This is a genomic window from Aquitalea magnusonii (genome assembly GCF_003202035.1).
In the GTDB taxonomy this organism is placed as follows: domain Bacteria; phylum Pseudomonadota; class Gammaproteobacteria; order Burkholderiales; family Chromobacteriaceae; genus Aquitalea; species Aquitalea magnusonii.
In genome coordinates this window covers 18,005-37,400 of record NZ_QJKC01000029.1, presented here as the reverse complement: position 1 = coordinate 37,400, position 19,396 = coordinate 18,005, and the positions used below count along the sequence as shown (strand labels likewise).

Here is a 19,396-nt window from a genome sequence, read left to right as displayed (position 1 = left end):
AGGGTTTAAGAAGCCCAGCGAAGCATTCTGGGAATGTTGCTTCAATCTGGATATCAGGATTCCAACCACCGTTGCACTTGGCTCTTGAAACCGCCTACCCAAAGAAAAGGCGACCCGCAGCGCGTCGAATTCCCGCCCCTGCCATGCCACTCAGGGCGCGGCCGGAACTTGCGGCGCGCTAACGTCGCGCCGCTGCGGACAGCCGACCGCTTAAGACCCTGAGCGGCACGCCTGCGTCGGCTCGCGCTGACGGGAGCAGGTTTCGTTGGTACGGCCTTGCGATAACGGACGGATCACTGTTTGGACCGTTACCAAGACAGGTCAAGATTTTCTCCATGCCAACGTGCTAGCATGACTGGTATCGGCCAGAAACAGCCTCGCTGATTGACCATGTGACGTCTTAGATTTGGGTGTTGTTACCATTGCCAGGGTCATGGGATACGTCAGCAATCTGTTGAATGTTGCTGGTAGCGATTGGCTCAGCCTGATTGACAGCTTAACTATGAAGCAAAGAATATCCCTTGCATCATTGTCGATGCCGTTGATATTTACAATCATGTCCACTCGCTCCTTTAACCTTGTTGGTGCGGAGTGAAAAGTGATAAAGGGATAGTCCCTGCTGTTTTACGACACATTGTTCACCAGAATAAAAATGGCAAAAGTTAGTCTCGATCAAATCCGCAAGCGACTTGAAGTTTTCGATCAACAACGTCGACACTATGAATGGAAGTCAGGGCAGCAAAGAGGTTTGGCGCGTCACGAAGTATGGCGCCACACCTATCTGGCGAGACCCTATCTGATTGGTGCACCTGATGACAGAGTTGCTGAGCGGTTTCGCAACATCTTCCTGAATGTGAATGAGATTGGACCGGATGGTAATTTGCGGCCTGTACCAATGTCTGAGACAGATGAGTATATGCAGGTCTTCACACACATACTCGAAGAATATGGGGGGCGGTTCGGTGATATGCCGCCAATTAATCTAATTCAGTCAGCCAAAGCACCGATACTTAAGTATTTCGAGCATGGCATGCCAATCGGCGTAAGAATGTTCGATGGATACAACACACCTACGACCCCTATCCTTGTCAAATATGGGAAGCGCCAGTTTCTTGAGCCCATGCTGCAAACTGGCAATCTTCGGTTGGCTAACGCGGGGTTATATAACGACGCGAGTTTCCTTGATTCTGTTCGTGATGATGAAACCAGCCGAACCTTTTTCATTCCTACGTACAAGGAGCGGCTCGAGGGTAAGTCGAATATCAACTTTCAGGGGAAATTGATTGAATTTGAAGATGACGACATCGTGCTTCCGCTAGTGTTCGATGACTACTATCTCTTCAGTCTATGTGAACACATTCACTATCGGATGCCTACTGATTTCGATGCCGACTCAGCGATAGTCATTCGGAACCCCATCCTCTTCAAACAGCGGCTGATCTCCTCATTCCTTGCACGCTTTCCAGATTGGATTCCTATGGAAGGAAAGGTGACCTACTACGATCCTTATCGTGATTATACAAAGTTCAGGATCCCAGAGATGGCAAAGCATTTCGGGTACGCTTACCAGAAAGAGGTTCGAGTAGCCTTCAAGCCTCGCAGTCGAGTTTCTACGAACCTTGAGCCATTGTTCTTGTCCGTCGGGCCAATGAATGACTATGCTGATCTGATTTCTATCTAATAGGTACAACCCGATCAGAGTACTGATTTGGTTCGGAAGTACACATTCCGGCGGTCAGAAAGCTGATGTTCAGTATTGCTCCCAATCAAATGGCTGGCCTCAGGCCTTGAGCGGACACTCAGATCAAATGTTTTGCATGGCAGCCAAGACCGAATGAATGCTCTTGGCAGATATGCACTGAACTTCTGCTTTGGGTCGTAAGCAGAAGTCCACTTGGTGGCATCCGAAATCGTCTTAATCTACTGAATTCCCCACCGTACCAACGCGGCCATGGGCCCCGTCAAGCATGCCGACGGGTGGCCGGGGCGAGGTATTAAGCGCCTGCAATGTTTGAGCGATTTGACGTTAGCAAATCGCGAGTTCAGGCGCGCCTCGGCCCGGTCAGGCCCCGAAGGGAAGCCGCAGGCCATGCCTGTGGGGTGGCCGTGGAGGTGAAGGAGGGCTTGGCCAGGCAAGCCCTCTTTCCCGTTCGCCGCGCGGAAGCGGCAATACAAAACATCATCCGCGCAGCGGATTCAATCCCCTTACCTGCACATCTTGCCAGTGTCTCCGCGCCCCTCTACCCTTGCCGCTGCCAATAACGCTGATTAGCCTTATCCAGTTGCGCCACCAGGCGCAATCAGGTTTGGCGACCTGTATATCTAGTTGGTGAAATTGGAGATCAGCCCCATGACTCAAAACTCACCATCAGCCATTCCCCCACCCCTTACCCTGTTTTACCTCGGCAAACCCATCCGCCTGCACCTCCACCCCCACACCTGCTGCCTGCACGGCGACGACATCCTCCAGCTATTCGGCCCACGCCTGCGCCACCGCCTGCGACACATCCTGCAACAACACCCCAACTGCCAACAGCCACACCACGACACCCCGCAACAGTACTGGCCGGAAAACACCCTGCAACAGGCGCTGCGCCAAATCCATCGCCCCGCTACACAACGGCTACGCCACTGGCTGAACCGCCAAGCCCTTCCCGCCTTGCAGCAACGCCCAAGCGACGCCCCACGCCACGACCAGGCACTGGCCATGGCCGCAGAGGCCGGGCAGCAGATCAGCCATGCGGTATTACGTGCGGTACTGGAACAGGGACAGGGCTGGCAGCACGGCCATTGGCTGCTGACGCTACGCTTCACCCCCAACCACGCCAGCCGCCATGCACATGGCCGACTGGTGGCGCTCAATAGTCAGGCCACGCCCTTGCAGGCATTGGCCCAGCACATTGCCGCGCCGGACGGCTTACCCAGCAGTAATGTGGAATTGCTGCGGCTGGCGGAGGCTTGCCATCAGCTATTGGCCAGACGGATGAACAAACAGGCGTGGCGGGTGGAGGCGGCGGAAGGCTGCGCACCAACGCCAAGGTGTTCTTGATCAGATAAGCACCGTACCGACGCGCCCAAGGGCCCCGTCAAGCATGCCGACGGGTGGCGCTGCTGCGGTTTTAAGCGGCTGGCTGTTTGAGCGATTGGACGTTAGCCAATCGCGAGTTCCAGCCGTGCCGCAGCAGGGGCAGGCCCCGGAGGGTAGCCGCAGGCCATGCTTGCTGGGTGGCCTTTAGGGATGAAAGGGATCTTTGGCCAAGCAAAGATCCCTTTCCCGTCCGCCGCGCGGAAGCGGCAAGACAAAACATCATCCGCGTGAGCGGATGCAACACCTGTTTTTACTTTGTGGCGGCAACCTCGAGCGCGAAGGCACATAAGCACCGCACCGACCCCGCTCCATTCCCCGTCCACCACCGTTTTCATACATAAAACCCCATGATTCCACAGGTTTTTTTATCAGGCGGGCAGACAGCCCACAGACGTGATCCACCGTAATCCTGTCGCATTTGTTCAAGTTGCCCAGCACCCGCTCCCTTATCTTGAGGTGGGCCGCCAGCCAAGGCTGGTGCAGGCTCCCCCCGGAGCGGGGCGCGCTCCGAGAAGTTGCAGTGAGGAGACAACAATGACGGGTAACCGCGGAGTCGTTTATGTAGGGCCAGGCAAGGTAGAAGTGCAGTCCATTCCCTTTCCCGAACTGGTATCCCCCCAAGGCCGCAAGCTGGGCCATGGGGTCATCCTGAAAGTACTCAGCACCAATATCTGTGGCTCGGACCAGCACATGGTACGTGGTCGCACCACCGCGCCTTCCGGCCTGGTGTTGGGGCATGAAATCACCGGCGAGGTCATCGAGCTGGGCAGCGATGTGGAAACCCTGAAAAAGGGCGACATCGTGTCGGTGCCGTTCAATGTGGCGTGCGGTCGCTGCCGCTGCTGCAAGGAACAACACACCGGCGTGTGCCTGTCGGTAAACCCGGCCCGTGCCGGTGGCGCTTATGGCTATGTCGACATGGGCGGCTGGGTGGGCGGACAGGCGGAATACGTGATGGTGCCTTATGCCGACTTCAACCTGCTGAAATTCCCCGACCGCGATCAGGCCATGGCCAAGATCCGCGATCTCACCTGCCTGTCCGATATTCTGCCTACCGGTTATCACGGTGCGGTGTCGGCAGGTGTCGGCCCCGGCAGCACGGTGTATGTGGCCGGGGCAGGGCCGGTGGGTCTGGCGGCGGCGGCTTCCGCCCGCTTGCTGGGTGCGGCGGTGGTGATTGTGGGCGATGTGAACCCGGCGCGGCTGGTGCATGCGCGGGCGGTGGGTTTTGAAACTGCCGACCTGTCGCAGGACGCCACACTGGCCGAGCAGATTGCCGCCATTCTGGGCGTGCCGGAAGTGGACTGCGCCATTGATGCTGTCGGTTTCGAAGCACGTGGCCACGGCCATGCCGGTTCGCAGCAGGAAGCCCCGGCCACGGTGCTCAATTCCTTGATGGAAGTCACCCGCGAAGCAGGGCGCATCGGTATTCCCGGTCTGTACGTGACCGACGACCCCGGCGCCAAGGACGACGCGGCGCGCAAGGGCAGCCTGTCGGTACGGCTGGGGCTGGGCTGGGCTAAGTCCCACGCCTTCTTCACCGGCCAGACCCCGGTGATGAAGTACAACCGTGCGCTGATGCAGGCCATTTTGTGGGACCGCATCAATATTGCCGAAGTGGTGGGCGTGGAGTTGATCACGCTGGATCAGGCCCCGCAGGGTTATGCGGCTTTCGATGGCGGAGCGCCGAAGAAATTCGTCATCGACCCGCATCTGCAATTGCTCAGCGCCGCCTGACACTGAGCTCACCATCAAGTAGTACATGCCCGACTGGCAGCTAACGCCAATTGGGCATTGCAGTGCGCTGCCAGACGGCGCAATCTTGCCGTCTGGCAGTCAAACAGCATGTTTTCAAGCAAGGCTCACGCGCAGGACCGCAAGCATGAACGCACAACAACAAGAGACACTCCAGCAACTGCTGCAGCAATACCGGGACCTGCCCGGCGGCCTGCTGCCGCTGCTGCATGCCGTACAGGATGCACTGGGCCATATCCCGGCAGATGCCATCCCGGCCATTGCCCGTGCCATGAACCAGAGCCAGGCCGAGGTACATGGCGTCATCGGCTTCTATCACGATTTCCGTACATCCCCGCCTGCCGCGCACAGCCTGCGCCTGTGCCGCGCCGAAGCCTGCCAGAGCATGGGCTCCGAGGCGCTGGCCGCCCAGCTGCGCACGCAACTGGGGGTGGAGGATCACGGCCACACGGCGGACGGCCAGCTGGAGTTGCGCCCGGTGTACTGCCTGGGGGCTTGTGCCTGTGCCCCGGCCTTGCAGCTGGATGGCCAGCTGCATGCGCGCGTCACCCCGGAAAAACTCAGCGCCCTGCTGGCAGCCTGTGGCAAGGAGGCGAAATGCTGACCCTGTATATCCCGATGGATTCGGTAGCCTGTGCCGTGGGCGCGGATGCCGTGGCGGCAGCGTTCGCCGCCGAAGCGGCACGCCGCAAGCTGGACATCGATATCGTGCGCACCAGCTCGCGCGGCTTGTTCTGGCTGGAGCCGCTGGTGGAGGTGGACACGCCGCAAGGCCGTGCCGCTTACCGTGAAGTCAGCCCGGATCAAGTCGCCAGCCTGCTGGATGTGGACCTGGCTGCCAATGGCGACCACTTGTTGTCGGTGGGGCTGGTGGAACAGCTGCCTTATTTGAAAACCCAGCAGCGCCTGCTGTTTGCCCGCGCCGGCATCACCAGCCCGCTGTCGCTGGAACATTATCTGGCTCACGGCGGCTATCAGGGGCTGGAGCACGCAGCGCGGCTGAGCCACGACGAAATCGTGGCCGAGGTGCTGGAATCCGGCCTGCGTGGCCGTGGTGGTGCGGCTTTCCCGGCCGGTATCAAATGGCGCACCGTGCGTCAGGCCCAGGCGGAACAGAAATACGTGGTATGCAATGCCGACGAGGGCGATTCCGGCAGCTTTGCCGACCGCATGCTGATGGAGGGCGACCCCTTCCTGCTGATCGAAGGCATGACCATTGCCGGGCTGGCGGTGGGTGCCAGCCGTGGCTATATCTATGTGCGCTCCGAATACGCCCCGGCCATTGCCGTGCTGCGTCAGGCCATCGACATTGCCCGCGCCCATGGCTATCTGGGCGCGGATGTGGCCCACGGCGGTCATGAATTCGAGATTGAAGTGCGTGAAGGGGCAGGGGCTTATATCTGCGGCGAGGAAACCTCGCTGCTGGAATCAGTCGAAGGCCGCCGTGGCACGGTGCGCGCCAAGCCACCACTGCCCGCCTTGCAAGGCCTGTTCGGCCAGCCCACCCTGGTACACAACGTGCTGTCGCTGGCCTCAGTGCCGCTGATTCTGTCGCGCGGGGCGGCGTGGTATCGCAATTTCGGCATGGGCCGCTCGCTGGGCACCATGGCTTTCCAGCTGGCAGGCAATGTACGGCGTGGCGGGCTGGTGGAACGGGCGTTTGGTCTGACCTTGCGTGAGCTGGTGTTCGATTACGGCGGCGGCACCGCCAGCGGCAAACCGGTAAAAGCCGTGCAGCTGGGCGGCCCGCTGGGCGCGTGGATTCCACCGTCGCAGTTTGATACCCCGCTCGATTACGAAGCACTGGCGGCGATAGGTGCCATGCTGGGCCACGGTGGTGCGGTGCTGTGCGATGACAGCCTGCACCTGGGGCAGATGGCACGCTTTGCCATGCAGTTCTGTGCCGAGGAATCCTGCGGCAAGTGCACGCCCTGTCGTATCGGCTCCACCCGTGGGGTGGAAGTCATCGAGCGCCTGCTGGCCGCACCGGATAGTGCCGAGCGGCAACGCCAGCGTGCGCTGCTGGATGATCTGTGCGACACCATGCAATACGGATCCTTGTGCGCGCTGGGCGGCATGACGCCCTTCCCCGTGCAAAGTGCCATGCGTCATTTCCCGGCCGACTTCGGGCTGGACACTCAGGAGCAAGCACAATGAGCTGCCAATGCGGAGCAGGTGCATCCTGCAACAAGGACATGGGCACGCCGGCCCGCCCCGGCGAGGCCAGCATCACCCTTACCATCGACGGCCAGAACATCAGCGTGCCGCCGGGTACTTCTGTCATGCACGCGGCGGCGCTGCTGGACACTGCCATTCCCAAGCTGTGCGCCACCGACAGCCTGGAGCCGTTTGGCTCCTGCCGCATGTGCATGGTGGAAATCGACGGCCATCGCGGCTATCCGGCCTCCTGTACCACGCCAGTCTCGCCCGGCATGGTGGTGCGCACCCAGAGCGAAAAGCTGGCCAGACTGCGCCGTGGCGTGATGGAGCTGTATATTTCCGACCATCCGCTGGATTGCCTCACCTGCAGTGCCAATGGTAATTGCGAGCTGCAAACCGTGGCCGGGCAGGTGGGCCTGCGTGAAGTGCGCTATGGCATGGACGGGGCCAATCATCTGCAGGACAAGAAAGACGTTTCCAACCCGTATTTTGATTACGACCCGTCCAAGTGCATCGTGTGCAACCGCTGCGTGCGCGCCTGTGAAGAAACCCAGGGCACGTTTGCGCTGACCATTGCCGGACGCGGTTTCGATTCCCGCGTCAGCCCGGCGGGCGGGGCGGATTTTCTCGGTTCGGAGTGCGTGTCCTGCGGAGCCTGCGTGCAGGCCTGCCCCACCGCCACGCTGATGGAAAAGAGTGTCATCCAGTGGGGCCAGCCGGAGCGCAGTGTCATCACCACCTGCGCCTATTGCGGCGTGGGCTGCTCCTTCCGCGCCGAGCTGAAGGGCAATCAACTGGTACGCATGGTGCCGGACAAGAACGGCCAGGCCAACCATGGCCACTCCTGCGTCAAGGGCCGCTTTGCCTGGGGCTATGCCACCCACCCGGACCGCATCACCAAGCCGATGATCCGCCGCAGCATCGACGCGCCGTGGCAGGAGGTCAGCTGGGAAGTGGCGCTCAATCATGCCGCCAGCGAATTCCGCCGTATCCAGCAAAAATATGGCCGCGACGCGGTGGGCGGCATCACCTCCAGCCGCTGCACCAATGAAGAAACCTATCTGGTGCAAAAGCTGGTGCGTGCCGCCTTTGGCAATAACAATGTCGACACCTGCGCCCGCGTCTGCCATTCGCCCACCGGTTATGGCCTGAAACAGACGCTGGGTGAATCCGCCGGTACCCAGAGCTTCGACTCGGTGATGCAGGCCGACGTAGTGCTGGTGATCGGCGCCAACCCCAGCGATGCCCACCCGGTATTTGCCTCCCAGCTCAAGCGTCGTCTGCGTGAGGGTGCGCAGCTGATTGTCATCGACCCGCGCCGTATCGATCTGGTGGACGCCATCCACGCCCGCGCCGCCCATCATCTGGCGCTGCGCCCCGGCACCAATGTGGCCATGCTCAATGCCCTGGCCCATGTCATTGTTACCGAAGGGCTGCTGGACGAGGACTTTGTCGCCGCCCGTTGCGATAGCGAAGCCTTTGGCCACTGGCGGCACTTTGTCGCCCAGCCGGAACATGCGCCGGAGGCGATGGCCGCAGTATGCGGCGTGGCGGCGGACGACATCCGCGCCGCCGCCCGGCTGTATGCCCGCGCCGACAATGCCGCCATTTATTACGGCCTGGGGGTGACCGAACACAGCCAGGGCAGCACCTCGGTGATGGCGATTGCCAACCTGGCCATGGCCACCGGCAATATCGGCCGCGAAGGCGTGGGGGTGAACCCGCTGCGCGGCCAGAACAATGTGCAGGGCTCCTGCGACATGGGCAGCTTCCCGCACGAATTCCCCGGCTACCGCCATGTGTCGGACGACGTGGTGCGCGCCGAGTTCGAACAGGCCTGGGGCGTGTCGCTGCACAACGAACCCGGCCTGCGCATTCCCAATATGTTCGAAGCCGCGCTGGATGGCAGCTTCAAGGCGCTGTACTGCCAGGGCGAGGACATCGCGCAGAGCGACCCCAACACCCAGCATGTCACCGCCGCGCTGTCGGCCATGGAGTGCGTGGTGGTACAGGATATTTTCCTGAATGAAACCGCCAAGTTTGCCCATGTGTTCTTGCCGGGCAGCTCCTTCCTGGAAAAGGACGGCACCTTCACCAATGCCGAACGCCGCATCTCGCGCGTGCGCAAGGTGATGGACCCGCTGGGCGGCAAGGCCGACTGGGAAGTCACCGTGGCCCTGGCCCAGGCCTTGGGCTATGCCATGGATTACCGCCATCCGTCGGAAATCATGGACGAAATCGCCCGCCTGACGCCCACCTTCAACGGCGTCAGCTATGCCGCACTGGAGCGCCACGGCAGCCTGCAATGGCCGTGCAATGCGGCAGCGCCGGATGGCACCGTCACCATGCATATCGGTGAATTCGTGCGCGGCAAGGGCCGCTTCATGATCACCCGCTATGTGCCGACCGAAGAGCGCGTCAACAGCCGCTTCCCGCTGCTGCTCACCACCGGGCGCATCCTCAGCCAGTACAATGTCGGCGCGCAAACCCGCCGCACCGGCAACGTGGCCTGGCACGAGGAGGACCAGCTGGAAATCCACCCCGCCGATGCCGAGAACCGTGGCATTGTCGATGGCGACTGGGTGGGCGTGACCAGCCGCGCCGGTGAGACTGTGCTGCGCGCCAAGGTCAGCGAACGGGTGGCCGCCGGGGTGGTGTACACCACCTTCCATTTCCCGGAATCCGGGGCCAATGTCATCACCACCGATAATTCCGACTGGGCCACCAACTGCCCGGAATACAAGGTGACCGCGGTGGAAATCATCAAGGTCAAGCAGCCATCGGAATGGCAGCAGCGCTACCGCCATTTCAGTCGCCAGCAACAGGAACTGCTGCGACAAGGCCGTGGGGAGGAGGTGCAATGAACCCGTCACACCTGGTGAAGATGGCCAATCAGATCAGCGACTTTTTCAGCGCCGATTGCAGCGAGGAAGAGGCTGCAACAGAAATCGCCAGCCATCTGCAACGCTTCTGGGCCCCGGCCATGCGCCAGCGGCTGGCGCAGGCGGTGGAGCAGGGCGAAGCGGCCGAGCTGCGCCCGGCGGCCTGCCTGGCGGTACAGCGCCTGTCTGCCAGCAGCGGTCAGCATTGATCCGTCGCGGCGGTGCGGCCGGCAGGCTGCGCCGCCGCATGGCCGCGTCCCCTTTGTGTCCTGTGCTATCCGCCCATCCGTCCGGCGGCAAGCTTGTCCTTATCCTCTGGCGCCACCTGCCAGACGTCATGGCGAACGATCAAGTTTCATATTGCTTGCGTAAGCTCTGACGGCTCAGGACGGGACACCATGCCATCATCCAGTATTGCCAGCACTCTCATTTGCCGTTTCATGCGCTGCGTCCACCTGCTGGCACTGGGCTGCCTGCTGGTCAGCCCCGCCGCCCGGGCGGCCGAGCACATCATCCGTTACTATCCGGCTGGCAGCATTTACACCTACCGCTGGGACCTGCTGAAACTGGCACTGGAGCATGTCGAAAAAGTGGATCACATCCACTATCGGCTATTGCCACTGAACGACCAGCCAACGCAATGGCGTGCCGAACAGCTGCTGAGCAGCGGCAAGGTGGATGTGCTGGCCTTTGCGCCGAATCTGCAGCGGGAAAGGCTGCTGCAGCCGGTACGGCTGGACATTCTCAAGGGCATCATCGGCTACCGGGTGTTTTTCGTGCGCAAGCAGGATGCCTCCCTCATGCGTGGCATGAGCGCACAGCAGTTTCGTGCGGCTGTCCGGCTGGGCATGAACAGTCAATGGGCCGATTACCCCATCCTGAAAAGCAATGGCTATGAAGTGCTGGGATCCATTGGCTATGAAAGCCTGTTCGAGATGCTGGCCGCCGGCCGTTTTGATGCTTTTCCACGCGGGCTGAACGAGGTGGGCAGCGAAATGCAGGAACAGCTGCCGCGCTACCCTGGCCTGATGCTGGAGAAGACCAAGGCCCTCTATTACCCCTTTCCCGTCTATTTCTGGGTGAGCAAGCAAAACACTGCGCTGGCCGGGCGCGTGTTGCAGGGCCTTAAACTGGCCGAGCGCGATGGCAGTTTCAAGGCGCTATTCCTGCGTCACCATGCCGACGCCATCCGGCTGCTGGCCGATTATGGCTGGCAAACCACCCAGATAGCCAATACCGAATTACCGCCCGGCAATGCCAAGCCGGATACCAGCTGGTGGTGGAAGCAGCGCTGAACAGCCTGCCAGCAATAGCCAAGTCGGTTAAATGTATTCTAAAAGTGGTTAATCTGCGCGGGATGTTGGTATGGTCGACTACAGTACGCCATACATGATCAGGCAGAAGTAAAAAAATATTGATGTATTGGCAAAGAATGGCAACCATAGCAGCCACTTGTTTTTTATTTGAATGGGTCGCCATACCATTAGCAGGGCTAGTCCTGCTGCGGTGATGTCAAATACTGCCCAGCCATAATAAATAACCATCTCCAAGTATTTTTTTTGAAATATAATAGCGAATCGGATAAGGGAATTGTTCGATGAGTAGAAAGACTCTGTGGTATTTCGGTGTTTGATCGAATGGTTTTAGTATATTGTTTAACTCACCCACAATTATAATGAAAAGTAGATAAAGGCTGAGCAGTATTTTCAGTCCGCTTAGCAACCAGGCTTGTATTGCCGTCCTTAGTGCTGGAAATGAATATTTGTCGATGCGCATGCGTTGCAGGTTTATTACAAGCCGTCCCAGCAGTCATTGATACACCATGTGCATGCCAGTTGCAAAGTAAATAATATGAGTAAAGGTAATGCCAGTAATATTTTTTTAAAAGAAGTGATAGGTAGCCATAGGGGGATTAATGCAATAAGCGTTAGGGCAATATTTGTAATGGTGAGCAGGTAGAAAAATATCTTGCTATGTCCCTGTATTTCCCAGAGGTAAATTCTATATTGCTCGCTCACTTGGTCGTATGGAAACAGCAAGTCATTCATCATTGACAGTAAGAACAACAGCAAAAGAATGCTTGCAATAAATTTCACGCTAAATGCTGTCCATTTTTTCATGAAGCCCTCCGGTGCACGCAGTGACTATTTAGCTGAAATATCACTATTATGGTAACCTTTGCTATCGAGCAAGGGTTTATAGCGTACTTCTAATGCCATATCCTTACCATATGAACGAAATCGTTCAGTGAAATCATTCATGCTATGGATCAGATCAATACAGCCAGCTGAGCCAGGGATATTGCCACCATGAATGCTGAAGCCACTGCGACCATAAACATTTGTAGGTGATTTCGCCATTAACCACACACGTTGCTCACCCCAAGAGTCTGTACAACCAGGCCAACTTCCAAGGCCTGCAATGCAGAATGTTTTGCTGAATTGATCCACCTCACTCCAAGACTGTAATTTACTCTGTTGAGCTTGATAAAATCCTTCTGGAATCGGCCCTTTATCCCTGAGGTTTTGAAACCTGGGCGACCAATAACCCTTACGACCAGAATAAGCGGTCCATTTTTTTTCCTGGCCGGTTTCTTGCCAAAACAGGGTTTCACCATCGAACAATAAGCTGGCCTGCCTGCGCTGCCATTCCCTGAAATGCTCCTCCACCTTCATCAGCTCAAACAGTTCCTGATCGGTGAAACGGGTGATATCGCCATGCAGGCCATGGCGCGCCTGCTCTCGCAGCGCTCTCATAAAATAGTGATCATGACGCAAGCGATACATGTCCATCGGCAGCCTCCTGCTTCAGCGCATGGGTGATTGCCACAAGCGAAACACCGGCAAGCTGCCGGTGTTCAAGTCAGCCTAACGGCCAATCAGCGCTGTGGCATGGCGTCGCGCGGGATGATGGCTCCGCGGTGGGCAATGACGGCAGCAGACAGGCGGTGGGCATAGGCAGCGGCCTGGGTGGGGGGGGAACCCAGGACCCGGCTGGCCAGATAACCGGCAGCAAAGGAATCGCCGGCTGCGGTGGTGTCCACCACCTGTGGCACGGCGGTGGCCAGTACTTCAGCGCGCAGTTCGCTGCTGGCCAGCAGGCAGGGCTCGCCGCCGCGCTTGATCACCACCTCCTTGCAGCCCAGTGCCAGGGTGCGTTCGGCCACAGCCTCGGCGGTTTCAGGCCCGTATAGCGCTTGTTCATCGTCCAGGGTCAGCAGGGCAACATCGGCCAGCGCCAGTACGGCTTCATGACCGGCACGCGCCTGCGCCGCGCTCCACAGCGAGGGGCGGAAATTATTGTCGAACCAGATTTTGCCGCCGTCGCGGGCGAAGTCGCGCAGGGCTTCCAGCAGCCGTTGGCGTTCTTGCTCCTTGAACAGGGCCAGCGAAATGCCGGACAGGTAAACCGCCTGTAGCTGGGCAGTGTGCAGCAGGCTGGCAAAGTCGATGCCGGAGGCAAAGTAATGCCGGGCGGCACTGTCGTTGCGCCAGTACAGAAAGCTGCGTTCGCCACGGGCATCGGTTTCCACCATGTACAGGCCGGGCAGTTTGCCCGGCAGGATGACAATGTGGCTGACATCCACGCCTTCGGCCTGCCAGTCAGTCAGCAGCTGACGGCTGAGGCTGTCATTGCCCATGCCGCTCAGATAGCGCACCTGGTGCGGGCTGCCGTCCAATACGCGGGCCAGATAAATGGCGGTGTTCAGGGTATCGCCGCCAAAGCGGCGCTGTAGCGGCTGGCCGCTCAGTTCGATCATGCCTTCACCAAGGCAGGCAATATGCATGTTGCGGTCTTTCCTGTGACGGGATGCATGGCCGTTGTCCAGAGGACAACGGCCGGACGGGGCGGGCTTGCCGGTCAGGGCTTCTTGTAGGCGATGCAGTCCACTTCCACCTTGCAGTCGATCACCATGCTGGACTGCACGCAGGCGCGGGCGGGCGGGTGATCGCCGAAGTACTGCAGGAAGACGCGGTTGAACGAGGCGAAGTCGCGGGTGTCATCCAGCCACACGCCACAGCGCACCACGTGTTCCGGTCCGTAGCCGGCCTCCTTGAGGATGGCCATCACGTTCTGGATGCACTGGTGCGACTGGGTGACGATGCCACCTTCTATCACTTCACCATTGACCATGGGGGTCTGGCCGGAGACATACAGCCAGCCATCGGCAGCCTGCACGGCACGGGCAAAAGGCATTTGCTGGCCGCCGGTACCGCCGGCTATGCCAAATCGTTTCAAATCGCTCATGAGCGGGTTTCCTTGTCTGAGGTCAGTGGGGTAAAGCCAGGAAAACTGCAGCGGATATCACGGGTACGCGGCAGGAAGCGGCCGGCGCGCACGGTGGTGGCGGCCTTGTCCTGCCAGCTGAGCGCACCATTGACCCATACCGCATTAATGCCTGCCGCGGCCTGGATCGGTGCATGGAAGGTGGCGGTGTCATGGATGGTGGCGGCGTCGAACAGCACCAGGTCAGCCCAGTAGCCCAGGCGGATCAGGCCGCGCTCGTCCAGCGCGAAACGGCTGGCGGACAGGCCGGTCATCTTGTGCACGGCGGTTTCCAGGCTGAACAGCTTGCGTTCGCGGCAGTAGTAGCCCAGCACGCGGGGAAAGGCTCCCCACAGCCGCGGGTGGGGCAGCGGGTCTTCCGGCAGGCCGTCCGAGCCGACCATGGTCAGCGGATGGCGCAGGATGTTTTCCACATCGGCCGGGTCCATGCCGTGATACACCGCACCGGCCGGTTGCAGCTTGCGCGCGGCGTCCAGCAGGGGGAGCTGCCATTGTGCGGCAATGGCTTGCAGGGTCTGGCCGGCCATTTCCGGATGCGGGGTGGACCAGGTGATGAAAATCTCGAAATCGCTGGTGACCTGTTTCAGGTCCAGGGTGGAGGAGCTGGCCGAGTAGGGATAGCAGTCGCACCCTACCTGTTGGTGGCGGGCGGCATTTTCCAGCGAGGCCAGCAGCTGCGGGCTGCGGCCCCAGTTGCCTTTGCCGGCACATTTCATGTGCGACACGATGACCGGGCTGTTGGCATGGCGACCCACGCGCCAGGCTTCGTCCATGGCTTCCAGTACCGGTTCGAATTCGCTGCGCAGATGGGTGGTGTAGATGCCGCCGCAGCTGTTCAGTTCGGCTGCCAGTTGTTCCACTTCGCTGCTGTCGGCACTGAAGGCCGAGGCATAGGCCAGCCCGCTGCTCAGCCCCAGTGCGCCATGGCGCAGGCTGTCGGCCAGCTGGGCGCGCATGGCGCTGATTTCGGTCTGGGTGGCGGTGCGGTCCAGCCGGTCCAGATGGTTGCTGCGCAAGGCGGTATGTCCTACCAGCGCTGCCACATTGACTGCCGGTTCGGCCTGTTCCACTGCCGCCCGGTAATCGGCAAAGCGCGGATAGCGGAAGGCTTCCCTTGGCCCCAGCAGGTTCATCGGGTCTGGCGGTTCGCCTTGCAGGCTGACCGGCGAGGCACTGATGCCGCAGTTGCCGACAATCACCGTCGTCACGCCCTGGCTGAGCTTGGGCAGCATCTGCGGCTGGCGGATCACCATGGTGTCGTCGTGCGTGTGCACATCGATAAAGCCGGGGGCCAGTATCAGCCCCTCGCCATCGATGGTGTGTTCGGCGGTGGCCGCGCCGGCCGTGCCGAGCAGGGCAATGCGCTGCTGGCGGATGCCGACATCGGCCACATAGGCCGCCGCGCCGCTGCCGTCGACGATGGTGGCGCGGCGGATCAGGGTGTCGTAGGTATGCATGGTTCAGTCTCCAAGCGGCAGCCGGTCTTCGCCGTGGCGGTAATCGTCCAGTGCCAGCTTGACGCGGCGCAGCAGCTCCTGGCTGTGCTCCGGCTGGCGCAGGGCCAGTTCGGTGGCGAGGATGTCTACCGCCAGCAGCATGCCGTAACGGGCTGCCGTGGGTTTGTAGATAAAGTCGGTTTCGTCCAGGAATACCGGCAGCACCACATCGGCCCGCTGTGCCAGCGGGCTGTCCGGCCGGGTCAGCGCCAGCAGGCGGGTGCCGTAGCCACGGGCGATGTCGACTGCCGACAGCACTTCGGGCGTGATGCCGGTGGTGGACAGCACGATCAGCAGATCATGCGGCCCCAGGGTGGCTGCGCTGATGCGCATCAGCACCGGATCGTGATAGGTGGTCAGCATATGGCCCAGCCTGACCAGGCGGAACTGCAGTTCGTCGGAGAACACGGTGGAGCCGCCGCCCACGCCGAAAGCGACCAGGCGATCTGCCTGGCAGATCAGGTCGACGGCGGCACTGAACTGCTGCTCGTCAAAACCCGCCAGGTGACGGCGCAGGGTGGTTTCGATATCGGCGACGATATTGCCGAAAAAGCTGGCCGGCTCGGCGGGCAGCTGGCTGCCGTCCAGAAAGCGCTGCCCCACCGTGGCCGCCTGTGCCAGCCGCATGCGCAGGGTGCGGATGTCTTCGCAGTCCATGGCCTTGGCAAAGCGCGACATGGCCGCCGGGCTGACACCGGCCTTGGCCGCCAGTTGCTCGATGCCGGCCGAGGCGGCAAAACGGACGTCGTCCAGAATGGCTTCGGCGACTTTCAGCTGGGTTGGGCTGAGCTGGTCCAGACGGCTGCGAATCAGATACAGGATGTCCACGCTAGGGCTTTCTTCAGGTGCGGTCGTGCGCTTACAGCAGCTGGGCCAGGCCCAGGGTCAGCAGGAAGGCGACGACGGAGATCAGGGTTTCCAGAACAGTCCAGGTTTTCAGGGTCTGGATAACGGTCATGTTGAAGTATTCCTTGACCAGCCAGAAACCGCCATCGTTGACGTGCGACAGGATCAGCGAACCGGCGCCGGTGGCCAGCACCAGCAATTCCGGATGCGGATAGCCGCTGGCCAGGGCAATGGGGGCGACGATGCCGGCGGCAGTGGTCATGGCGACGGTGGCCGAGCCGGTGGCCACCCGCATCAGCACGGCCAGCAGCCAGCCCAGCAGCAGGGGCGACAGCTGGAACTGGGCCGATAGCGCAATGATCTCCTTGGTGACGCCGGTTTCGATCAGGATGCGGTTCAGACCACCGCCGGCACCCACCAGCAAGGTAATGGCGGCAGTGGGCGCCAGGCACTCGTTGGTGAACTTGAGGATGTTGTCGCGGGTGAAACCACGGGCAATGCCCAGCGTCCAGAAACTGACCAGGGTGGCGATCAGCAGGGCGATCACCGAGTTGCCGATGAACAGCAACAGGCCGTTCAGGACGCTGCCCTTGTCGCTCAGCACATTGGCCCAGCCGCCCAGCAGCATCAGGAATACCGGCAGCAGGATGGTGGCGATGGTGATGCCGAAGCCTGGCAGTTCACGCGGGGTGGCATCGCGTTCGGTGAATTGGTCGGCGATGGGGTTGTCAGCGGGCAGCTGGATGCGCGGTGCAATGAATTTGGCAAAGACCGGACCGGCGATGATGGCGGTGGGGACTCCGACAATGATGGCGTAGAACACCGTCTTGCCCACCTGGGCGCCGTATTCGCTTACCGCCAGCATGGCGGCCGGGTGCGGCGGCACCAGGCCATGCACCACCGACAGGCCCGCCACCATCGGCAGGCCGACCAGCAGCATCGACACGCCAGCGCGCTTGGCCACGGTAAAGGCAATCGGAATCAGCAGCACGAAGCCCACTTCGAAGAACAGCGGCAGGCCGCAGACAAAGGCGATGCATACCATGGCCCAGTGCGCGTTCTTTTCGCCGAACTTGTCGATCAGGGTCAGGGCAATGCGCTCGGCACCACCCGATTCGGCCATCATCTTGCCCAGCATGGTGCCCAAGGCCACCACCAGCGCGATATGGCCCAGCGTCTTGCCCACGCCTGTTTCATAGGCGGCCATGATGTCCTTGGCCGGCATCTGTGCGGCCAGGGCCAGGCCGATGGATACCACCGTCAGGACGATAAAGGGGTTGATGCGATAACGTGCAATCAGAATCACCAGCGCGATAATGGCGATGGCGGCATACAGCAGCAGCTGGCTGCCCAGGACTGGGGTCATGTGGGTTCTCCTTGTAGTAGGGGGGAGGATGCCGCCCCCGTTCGTTGCGAGGGCGGTCTTGGTGGTGCTTCTGGTCTAAAACAGGGTTTCCACCGCACCGGTGACATTGAGGGCATCGTCCACCAGCAGCAGCTGACGCCATTTGTCGAAGGTGAGGCAGGGATGGGATATTTCGAAGGCCAGCATGTCGCCCACCTGCAGGTCGGCATCGGCCGGAATGCGCATGAAGGCGTGCTGGTCCATCATGGCGCTGACGATCCAGTCGGCCGGAGCCGGCTGTGGCACCGTGCTTCTGCCGGGGCGGAAATGCAGTGACACCTGTGGCAGGCCGGCATCGAAGGCAGCATCGCGCTTGCCCAGGCCGATGATGGCGCGGCCGCTTTCCGGAATCGATTGCACATAGGCCCACAATTGCAGTGCCGGCTGCAGGGTGCGGCCCATTTCACGGGCCACCGGGTTATGGCTCTGGATGCGTTGTTCGGCATGCAGATAGATGCCGACATCGTGGGTGAGATAACAGCCGGGGCGTAGCAACACCTGCAGGGGCTGGCCCAGATCAAGGCCGGAGAACTCGTCGGCCACCACGTCGTACCAGGCCGAGCCGGCACCGCTGAGCAGGATCTTCTCTTCGCGGAACAGCTTGCGGGCTGCATGCTCGCGGGTGCGTGCCACCACCTTGCGCAGGAAGGCGCGGATATCCTCTTCCTGCTGGAGCACGCCTTCGTAGATTTCCACACCGATCAGGCTGAGCGATTGTGGCCAGCGGGCAATGGCAGCCAGCACTTCATTTTCCTGCTGCGGTGTGCGCACCCCGGTACGGCCGCCTTCCACGCCGTATTCCAGCAGGATGCGCAAAGTTTGCCCGTTCTGGGCAAAGAACTGCCCCAGCGCATCGACATTGGCAGCGGAGTCGACAATGCAGCAGAAGCTGAAGTCGGGGTCTGCCTGTTGCAGGCGCGCGATGATGGCCATATTGGCCTTGCCCACCAGCTGGTTGGCCAGCAGGAAGCGGCGGATGCCATGCTGATAGGCTGCCTGCACCTGCGGGGCGGTGGCCAGGGTGATGCCCCAGGCGCCATGCGCCAGCTGCATGTGGAACAGCTGGGGGCTCATGGTGGTTTTGCCGTGCGGCGCCAGTTCCACGCCGTAACGCTGCATGAATTGCTGCATCCATTGCAGATTGTGTTCGATACGGCTTTGCCGCAGTAGTGCCACCGGCAAGCTGACATCCTCGCGCAGGATGTTCCAGCCCAGTTGGGCTACCTGTTGCAGAGTGCAGGAAGCGGGGCTGGCACCCAGTCCCTTGGTCGCCCGGTTCAGCATGTGTGCTGCGTGTTCCTGTTGCGGCATGGCCATCTCCTCATATGATTATTTTGAAAAAAATTATCAAAAAATGTAAAAACATTCATTAATTTTGAAAATTTATTTCATCTAAGCCAGGAAACCCCTGTCTTTAGGTCAGGTTAAGTGCGGCATTATTGCGACACGATCCGGCTGACTTTCCGGCAAGTCGGTT

The 19,396-nt window shown here is 60.4% G+C and carries 16 protein-coding genes; 8 read left to right on the top strand and 8 right to left on the bottom strand.

Translation table 11 applies throughout. The features are described from left to right. Positions 1-652 precede the first annotated feature (652 nt). The 8 genes from DFR38_RS19610 (at position 653) to DFR38_RS19575 (ending at position 11,180) form a co-directional block, all read left to right on the top strand. A complete protein-coding gene (locus DFR38_RS19610) occupies positions 653-1,681 on the top strand; it encodes a hypothetical protein (protein WP_146216027.1) in 1,029 nt (342 codons plus the stop codon). Between the two features lie 669 nt (positions 1,682-2,350). Continuing rightward, positions 2,351-3,049, top strand: a complete 699-nt coding sequence (locus tag DFR38_RS19605) for a hypothetical protein (RefSeq protein ID WP_110313827.1) — start codon at positions 2,351-2,353, stop codon at positions 3,047-3,049. Between the two features lie 573 nt (positions 3,050-3,622). After that, positions 3,623-4,825, top strand: coding sequence for a formaldehyde dehydrogenase, glutathione-independent (gene fdhA, locus DFR38_RS19600; protein ID WP_110313826.1), 1,203 nt, complete (start codon positions 3,623-3,625; stop codon positions 4,823-4,825). Between the two features lie 145 nt (positions 4,826-4,970). Further along, the gene (locus DFR38_RS19595) at positions 4,971-5,447 is read left to right on the top strand and encodes a formate dehydrogenase subunit gamma (protein WP_059287352.1); all 477 of its coding nucleotides are present in this window, start codon (positions 4,971-4,973) and stop codon (positions 5,445-5,447) included. Beyond that, complete coding sequence (locus tag DFR38_RS19590) at positions 5,441-7,000, top strand: NADH-ubiquinone oxidoreductase-F iron-sulfur binding region domain-containing protein (RefSeq protein ID WP_059287353.1); 1,560 nt, start codon at positions 5,441-5,443, stop codon at positions 6,998-7,000. The genes DFR38_RS19595 and DFR38_RS19590 overlap by 7 nt, the downstream gene beginning before the upstream one ends. Next, complete coding sequence (fdhF, locus tag DFR38_RS19585) at positions 6,997-9,867, top strand: formate dehydrogenase subunit alpha (RefSeq protein ID WP_059287354.1); 2,871 nt, start codon at positions 6,997-6,999, stop codon at positions 9,865-9,867. Before DFR38_RS19590 ends, fdhF begins: the two co-directional genes overlap by 4 nt. Next, positions 9,864-10,094, top strand: coding sequence for a formate dehydrogenase subunit delta (locus tag DFR38_RS19580; RefSeq protein ID WP_110313825.1), 231 nt, complete (start codon positions 9,864-9,866; stop codon positions 10,092-10,094). The genes fdhF and DFR38_RS19580 overlap by 4 nt, the downstream gene beginning before the upstream one ends. A 189-nt stretch (positions 10,095-10,283) precedes the next feature. Continuing rightward, entirely contained in the window at positions 10,284-11,180 is an 897-nt protein-coding gene (locus DFR38_RS19575; protein WP_146216026.1) for a type 2 periplasmic-binding domain-containing protein, read from the top strand. A gap of 495 nt (positions 11,181-11,675) precedes the next feature. On the opposite strand, the gene DFR38_RS19570 is transcribed toward DFR38_RS19575, so the two are convergent. The 8 genes from DFR38_RS19570 to DFR38_RS19535 all read right to left on the bottom strand — a co-directional run bounded on the left by DFR38_RS19570 (position 11,676) and on the right by DFR38_RS19535 (position 19,230). Continuing rightward, entirely contained in the window at positions 11,676-12,005 is a 330-nt protein-coding gene (locus DFR38_RS19570) for a hypothetical protein (RefSeq protein ID WP_110313824.1), read from the bottom strand. Between the two features lie 24 nt (positions 12,006-12,029). Then, positions 12,030-12,677: a tlde1 domain-containing protein gene (locus DFR38_RS19565; RefSeq protein ID WP_059287019.1), complete on the bottom strand. Its 648-nt coding sequence runs from the start codon at positions 12,675-12,677 to the stop codon at positions 12,030-12,032. Positions 12,678-12,763: 86 nt separating this feature from the next. Next, positions 12,764-13,672, bottom strand: coding sequence for a sugar kinase (locus DFR38_RS19560; RefSeq protein WP_199054489.1), 909 nt, complete (start codon positions 13,670-13,672; stop codon positions 12,764-12,766). 74 nt (positions 13,673-13,746) lie between these two features. Next, positions 13,747-14,133 (bottom strand): RidA family protein, encoded by a 387-nt coding sequence (locus DFR38_RS19555; RefSeq protein ID WP_199054487.1) that lies wholly within the window; start codon positions 14,131-14,133, stop codon positions 13,747-13,749. Continuing rightward, complete coding sequence (locus DFR38_RS19550) at positions 14,130-15,629, bottom strand: N-acyl-D-amino-acid deacylase family protein (protein ID WP_059287018.1); 1,500 nt, start codon at positions 15,627-15,629, stop codon at positions 14,130-14,132. Before DFR38_RS19550 ends, DFR38_RS19555 begins: the two co-directional genes overlap by 4 nt. A 3-nt stretch (positions 15,630-15,632) precedes the next feature. Further along, positions 15,633-16,496, bottom strand: a complete 864-nt coding sequence (locus tag DFR38_RS19545; RefSeq protein ID WP_059287017.1) for a MurR/RpiR family transcriptional regulator — start codon at positions 16,494-16,496, stop codon at positions 15,633-15,635. Positions 16,497-16,527: 31 nt separating this feature from the next. Then, positions 16,528-17,880: a GntT/GntP/DsdX family permease gene (locus DFR38_RS19540; protein ID WP_059287016.1), complete on the bottom strand. Its 1,353-nt coding sequence runs from the start codon at positions 17,878-17,880 to the stop codon at positions 16,528-16,530. A 75-nt stretch (positions 17,881-17,955) separates the two neighbouring features. Further along, positions 17,956-19,230 carry an amino acid deaminase gene (locus DFR38_RS19535; RefSeq protein WP_110313829.1) on the bottom strand — a complete coding sequence of 425 codons (1,275 nt, stop codon included), beginning with the start codon at positions 19,228-19,230 and terminating at the stop codon, positions 17,956-17,958. Positions 19,231-19,396: the final 166 nt, after the last annotated feature.